Source organism: Bradyrhizobium sp. UFLA05-153, assembly GCF_054185185.1.
On sequence record NZ_JBBIAM010000068.1, the window covers coordinates 44,142 to 50,141 of the forward strand.

The following is a 6,000-nucleotide window of genomic DNA, read 5'->3' on the forward strand; positions in this document are numbered from 1 at the left end:
GCAACTCGCAAAAGTAACAAAGTATAAGGCACCGAATCGGATCGCAGGTCATAACCCAACCCACCTTGGCGGCCGGGGGCGCACGCAGCTGGGGACACAAACCATGGATCGCACTGATTCAGATGAGCGCGCGGGCAACGAGGCCCGAAGGAGCGAGCAGGTCTCTTGTGCGAGATGTGCCGCCAGGCTTCATCTTTTCATCGAGATACTCGATTCCCGCAACGGTAGGACGCTTCGCCTGTTTCGATGCCTGTGCGGAGAATTTGCCTGGGGCGACTGAGGTCGCCTCAGTTGGCGGCTTCTTTTTTCGTTTCGCGATGTCGCCTGTTGCCCCCAAGCCGAACTCATCGGTCAAGGCTAGACCAACTTCTGCGCTGCCCCTGTTGCGCCGCTATCCGAGGGCGTAGCGGACTTCAGCGTACCCAGAGTATTGTTCGTAAAATTGATCATTGCGAGAAATGATATTTGCGGGAGGACCGAGCATGCAAATCAATGGCGTTGCCCACACGTTCATCACGGCTGGAAATTTTTCAGCCGCACGTGCCTTCTACGGACAACTGCTACCGTTTATGGGCCTTACGATCGTGGCCGACACATCGAACACCTTCTATTGCGTCGGCGGCCGTACGGGATTCGGCATTCATGCGCCCGCAGAGGAGTATGTTGGCCAACGATTCCGCCAGGGCTCTGTTGGATTGCATCACCACTGTTTCCGTGCACGAGAACGTGCCGATGTCGACGAGGCGTATGACTTCCTCGTAAAGATCGGCGCACATATCATTCACGGACCACGAGACGACAGTTTTGCCCCCGGCTACTACTCGGTGCTGTTCGAGGATCCAGACGGCACGAGGCTGGAGATTAATCATGTTCCGGGCAAAGGGCTGCTCGCTCCAGGAACACAGATTGGCGGCGGCTACGCGGATGGGACGCAGAATGGGTAACAGCTTCAAATGATCATGCTCAAGACGCCAAGACGCTCGGCCTACCCCTTGCGCCGACGCTGCCCCGCCCGGCCACTTCCGGTTATGGCCCCGAGTGGACTGCGCCGCCTAGCTCACAACATGCGCGATAGTCGAAACGGCAAAACCGTTCGCTTTTACGAGCGCCGGCGCGGCGAACGCATCTGGGACGATTGGAGATGCCCTCTGGGGTCCGTATTTAACGCTCAGCGAAACACTAACCTTTGTTATTTGAGCGGCCACGCCCTCCAAGGTAGAATGTTCCGGTCAGAGGAATGGGCATCCTCAGATGGAAATCTTCAAGCAACCAGAACGTTTGAGCGCACCTATTTGCGCCAAGTGCGGCATCGCGATGACTTGGATTCATTCGGCGTTGATCAAGGCCGAGCGCACCGTCCTGCACAAGTTCACATGCCAGAATTGTGGCAATAGCAGCCAAATCAGAACGCCAGCGAAGCTCGCTAAAGAGTAGGGCCGCCCCAGTTGGCGGCCTCTTTCATTTCGCGAATGTCGCCTGTTGGCCCAACTCGGACCTCCGGTGAGGTCGGCGATTGCGCCGCTCTCGCTTTCGAGCGCGGGAAAATAAACCGGTGCGAGGCGACCTCAGGAAGTTTAACGTCAAAGTTGCGCGCGAACAGAACCCGGCTGTGCGGCTTGGGTCCGTACCGTTTTCACGCAGCGCGAGATTGTCTTTGTCTTAAGACGGAGGACACTCCATGCCGAGAAAAGAGATTCTCGACCAGATTCAGAAGTACATCCACCCCTTCCGTATCTCCAGCGGCAAGGGCTTTCAGCTGAAGGACTTCGACCCCGGCGACACGCGCGGTCTGAACATGGAAAAGGGCGAAGCTGCCGATCTTCTGCAGCGGGGCACTCGATGGCTCGCAGAAGAACAGGACATGCTTTACGCCCAGGACCGTTGGTCGCTGCTGCTCGTGTTCCAGGCCATGGATGCGGCTGGCAAGGACAGCACCATTAAACACGTCATGTCGGGGGTGAATCCGCAGGGCTGCCAGGTCTTTTCGTTCAAGCAGCCCTCACAAGAGGATCTCGCGCATGACTTCATGTGGCGCTACGCATCGCGTCTGCCGGAGCGTGGACGGATCGGAATCTTCAATCGTTCCTATTACGAGGAGGTCCTCATTGTGCGCGTTCACGAGGATATCCTGAAGCAGCAGAGGCTGCCGTCGTCGTTCGTGGGCAGCAGGATCTGGGACGAACGGCTGGCCGACATCGCGCGCTTTGAGGATTACCTCACCCGGCAGGGCACAGTCATCCTCAAGTTCTTTCTGCATGTGTCGCGCGCAGAGCAAAAGAAACGCTTCATGAAGCGCCTCGACAATCCCGAAAAGAACTGGAAGTTCTCCGCGTCGGACGTGCGCGAGCGCAGGTACTGGGCCGATTATATGGGCGCGTACCAAGCGGCGATCACGGCCACTGCATCGGAGCAGGCGCCGTGGTACGTGGTGCCGGCCGACAACAGATGGTTCACCCGTCTTGTCGTCGCCGCGGCAATCGTGGAGGCCGTGGAGAAACTCGACCTCGCATATCCGAAGGTAAGTCCGGAGCAGAAGAAGGAGCTGGCCACGGCTCGAGCGGAACTTGCGCGCGAAGCCTGACTCCTGAGGCTCAAGACGAGGCGTCTCCTGAACCTGCTTCCGCGGCGACAACGATCTTTCGCAAGGAGCTTGACGAGCGAATGACAAGCTTTTCGGCCTCGACCACGAGGAAGAACAGCAATCCGCCCAGGAGAAGCCAAGGCCACACCCAAAGCGGGACAGATTCGTTGCCAAACATCGCCTGGACCGGTGGTACGTAGGTGAAAATCAGTTGCAGGATCACGACGGCAGCGATGCCGAGCGGCAAGTACGCATTGCCCGAGTGCGCCCTCACGGAGAGCGACGAATCGAGCAGGTAGCGGCTATTCAGCAGATAGAACACCTGGCCGATTGTGATGGCATTGACGGCTACCGTTCGGGCAAGCCCATCCGATGCGCCTTGCCCTGTCATCCAGAAGAACGCCAGCAAGGTGTAAGCAAGGAGCGCCAAGCCGACGAAGATGATCCGCCAAATCCCGAAGCCGGTCACGATGGGGCGGTCTACTGCGCGCGGCGGCCGGTGCATCACATCGATCTCGTGCGGCTCGAAGGAGATGACCAGGCCGAGCGCGACCGACGTGACCATATTGACCCAGAGCACTTGCGGGGCCGTGATCGGCATGGTGAACCCGACAAAGATCGCCACCGCAATGACCAGCGCCTGCGCGACGTTGGTCGGCAGCATGAATAACATGGCCTTCTCGATATTGTTGTAGACGGTGCGGCCTTCCTTCACCGCCGCCGAGATCGAGGCGAAGTTATCGTCGGCGAGGATCATTTCGGCAGCTTCCTTCGTGACCTCGGTGCCTTTGATCCCCATCGCGACTCCGATGTCGGCTTTCTTGAGAGAGGGCGCGTCGTTCACACCGTCACCTGTCATCGCCACGATTTGATTGTTGGCCTGGATCGCTTTCACCAGGCGCAGCTTGTGTTCGGGGCTGGCGCGCGCGAAGACGTCGACGGCGCGAACGCGTTCCTGCAGCGTCGCGGTGTCCATGTCCTCGATTTCGGCGCCCGTGATCGCGGTCTTTCCGTCGCCGAGCCCAAGCATCTTGGCGATGGCCGCGGCGGTGATCTTGTGATCGCCGGTGATCATGGTGACGCGGATGCCGCCACCTTGGCACTCCTTCACGGCTTCGATGGCCTCCTTGCGCGGCGGGTCCAGGAGGCCGATCAGGCCGAGCAGGACGAGCGTCCTTGGCAGATCGGCCGCGGTGAGACCGCCAGCCTTCACATTCGGGTTCTGGAGCCACGCGAACGCCAGCACACGTTCGCCTTGGGCCGCAAGCCTGTCCGATTGTTTCGAGAAGTGATTGCGGTCGAGCGGGCTCGACTGGCCATCGTCGGTCTGCTGGCGATCGCAATGTTCAAGAATGACTTCCGGGGCGCCCTTGACGAGCAGGACTTGCTCGCCCTTCGCATCTCTCTGAAGCGTCGCCATAAACTTGTGCTCGGATTCAAACGGAATGGCGTCGATACGCGGAGATGCAGCCTGCTCGAGCTGCCGATCCATGCCGAGCTTTGCCGCGAACGGATAGAGCGCGCCCTCGGTCGGATCGCCCTCCACCTTCCAGGTGCCCTCCTCCTGGAACAGCTCCGCGTCGTTGCAGAGCAGGGACACTCGCCCCATCAGCGCGAGGACCGGATCCTTGCCAGCGGGCTGTCCGTCCTTCTTGATTTCGCCCACGGGAGAATAGCCATCGCCGGTGACCTGATACGCCGACTCGGCCGTGACGGCGGACACCACCATCATCTCCATGAGCGTCAGCGTACCCGTCTTGTCCGAGCAGATCCGCGACACGGAGCCGAGCGTCTCGACTGCGGGCAACCGCCGGATAATCGCGTTGCGCTGGGCCATGCGCTGGACGCCGATGGCCAGGGTGATCGTGATAAGTGCAGGTAGTCCTTCCGGGATGAGCGATACGGCGATGCCGACGACTGCCTGGAAGAGCTGCACAAAGTCGATCCCTTTCACCCACTTGCCGTAGGCGAAGATCAGGACGCTGATCACCCCGATTGCCGCGCTGATGGCGTAGCCAAATTTCTTGATCTGGCGCAGCAGCGGAGTCTCGAGCGGGCTGACGTCGGCGAGCAACTGGTTGATACGGCCGAGTTCCGTCTGAGTGCCGGTCGCGACGACCAGTCCGGTTGCGCGACCGGATACGACCATGGTGCCGGAAAATGCCATGTTCTCGCGATCGCCGACCGTCGCGTTCGCAGGCACCGCGTCGACGCTCTTTTCCGCCGGCACCGATTCACCAGTGAGGGCCGCCTCTTCGGTCCGCAGGTTCTTTGTCTCGAACAGTCGCAGATCCGCAGGAATCTTGTCGCCCGACTCCAGGAGCACGATGTCCCCCGGGACAAGCTGCTCCGCGGAGATCATGCGGGTTTCCCCACCGCGTACCGCCCTGGCCTCGGCGGTCAGCATGTTGCGGATGGAATCCAATGCCTTCTCGGCCTTGCCCTCCTGAATGAAACCGAGGAGCGCGTTGAGAACGACCACGCCAAAGATGATCGCCGCGTCGACCCACAGGTTCAGCATCAACTTGGTGAACCCTGCGGCGAGCAGCACGTAGACCAGGATGTTGTTGAACTGTGCGAGAAGCCTCGCAAACGAGCCGCGTTTCCTCCCTTCGGGCAAGCGGTTCTGACCGTATTTCTGAAGTCGGACAGCGGCCTCAGCCGGAGCAAGCCCTTTCTCGCAGCTGGTAGCAAGTCGCTCCACGACCTCATGCTGAGGTATCGCGTGCCAGGGCGCCACCTCGTCGGTTGTGTTCGCATTCGCTGCTGCGCTCATGCCATTCTGCCTATCGGCCGACGTCTAGAACTGGTTTAGTTCGCTTACGGAGTCGACATCTGACATTTCTTTCGAAGTCCCAATGACATGGGTCGTGATCCGCAAGGCCCTTGACCTGAATCAAGGGACTGAGACCCGTTGGAAGACCGGTTTCAATCCGGAGAATCCCTCACTCAACCTGGGGCTTCGCAGTATGGTTTGGCGGGGCCCCTTCGATAGTCCCACCGGTTCCTCGTTTAATTTGTCGCGCAGGCTTCCCGTATCGGCCCAACTCAGACCCGGTCTAAGCTCAGCTATCGCGCCGCGATCAGAGGCACAGCGGATCTCGTGCACACTCTACGGCGTGCGGGGTCGCGAGCACGCCCCCTGTGCCGCCGCCTTCATCCGGTAATGACTGACGCCCCATTCGCTGCCGTTGGCGTAACCGAACAGACCTGCGGTGGCGAGGAAGAACCAGCGCCAGCGCCGCATCCAGAGCACGGTCTCGTCGCCATAGACCTTGCGCAAGATCGCTTCGATGGCCTCCCGGTTGGAATCGAAATTGACCAGCCAGTCGTTCGCGGTGCGCTGATAATGCGTGCCGCTCCAGCACCATTCCTTCTCGACCTCGAACAGGTCGGGATATTGCCTGACGAGGTGATGG

Annotated in this window: 5 protein-coding genes and 1 pseudogene; 3 read left to right on the forward strand and 3 right to left on the reverse strand. The window is 60.0% G+C overall.

From position 1 onward, the window contains the following. Positions 1 to 118 precede the first annotated feature (118 nt). Positions 119 to 355 (reverse strand): hypothetical protein, encoded by a 237-nt coding sequence (locus tag Q2941_RS31725; protein ID WP_156944151.1) that lies wholly within the window; start codon positions 353 to 355, stop codon positions 119 to 121. A gap of 127 nt (positions 356 to 482) precedes the next feature. Here Q2941_RS31725 and Q2941_RS31730 point away from each other — a divergent pair, with 127 nt between their 5' ends. The 3 genes from Q2941_RS31730 (at position 483) to Q2941_RS31740 (ending at position 2,581) form a co-directional block, all read left to right on the forward strand. Beyond that, a complete protein-coding gene (locus Q2941_RS31730; protein ID WP_035661467.1) occupies positions 483 to 944 on the forward strand; it encodes a VOC family protein in 462 nt (153 codons plus the stop codon). Positions 945 to 1,251: 307 nt separating this feature from the next. After that, positions 1,252 to 1,434 (forward strand): hypothetical protein, encoded by a 183-nt coding sequence (locus Q2941_RS31735; protein WP_027521824.1) that lies wholly within the window; start codon positions 1,252 to 1,254, stop codon positions 1,432 to 1,434. 244 nt (positions 1,435 to 1,678) lie between these two features. Next, entirely contained in the window at positions 1,679 to 2,581 is a 903-nt protein-coding gene (locus Q2941_RS31740) for a polyphosphate kinase 2 family protein (RefSeq protein ID WP_458194867.1), read from the forward strand. A 10-nt stretch (positions 2,582 to 2,591) separates the two neighbouring features. Here the strand turns inward: Q2941_RS31740 and Q2941_RS31745 are convergent, their stop codons facing one another. Then, positions 2,592 to 5,357: an HAD-IC family P-type ATPase gene (locus Q2941_RS31745; RefSeq protein WP_458194868.1), complete on the reverse strand. Its 2,766-nt coding sequence runs from the start codon at positions 5,355 to 5,357 to the stop codon at positions 2,592 to 2,594. Between the two features lie 336 nt (positions 5,358 to 5,693). After that, a pseudogene (locus tag Q2941_RS31750) lies at positions 5,694 to 6,000 on the reverse strand (SAM-dependent methyltransferase); the annotation flags it as partial.

Coding starts and splice junctions, on each gene's coding strand:
- Q2941_RS31730 (WP_035661467.1), top strand. CDS start 483: ATGCAAATCAATGGCGTTGCCCACACGTTCATCACGGCTGGAAATTTT.
- Q2941_RS31735 (WP_027521824.1), top strand. CDS start 1,252: ATGGAAATCTTCAAGCAACCAGAACGTTTGAGCGCACCTATTTGCGCC.
- Q2941_RS31740 (WP_458194867.1), top strand. CDS start 1,679: ATGCCGAGAAAAGAGATTCTCGACCAGATTCAGAAGTACATCCACCCC.
- Q2941_RS31745 (WP_458194868.1), bottom strand. CDS start 5,357: ATGAGCGCAGCAGCGAATGCGAACACAACCGACGAGGTGGCGCCCTGG.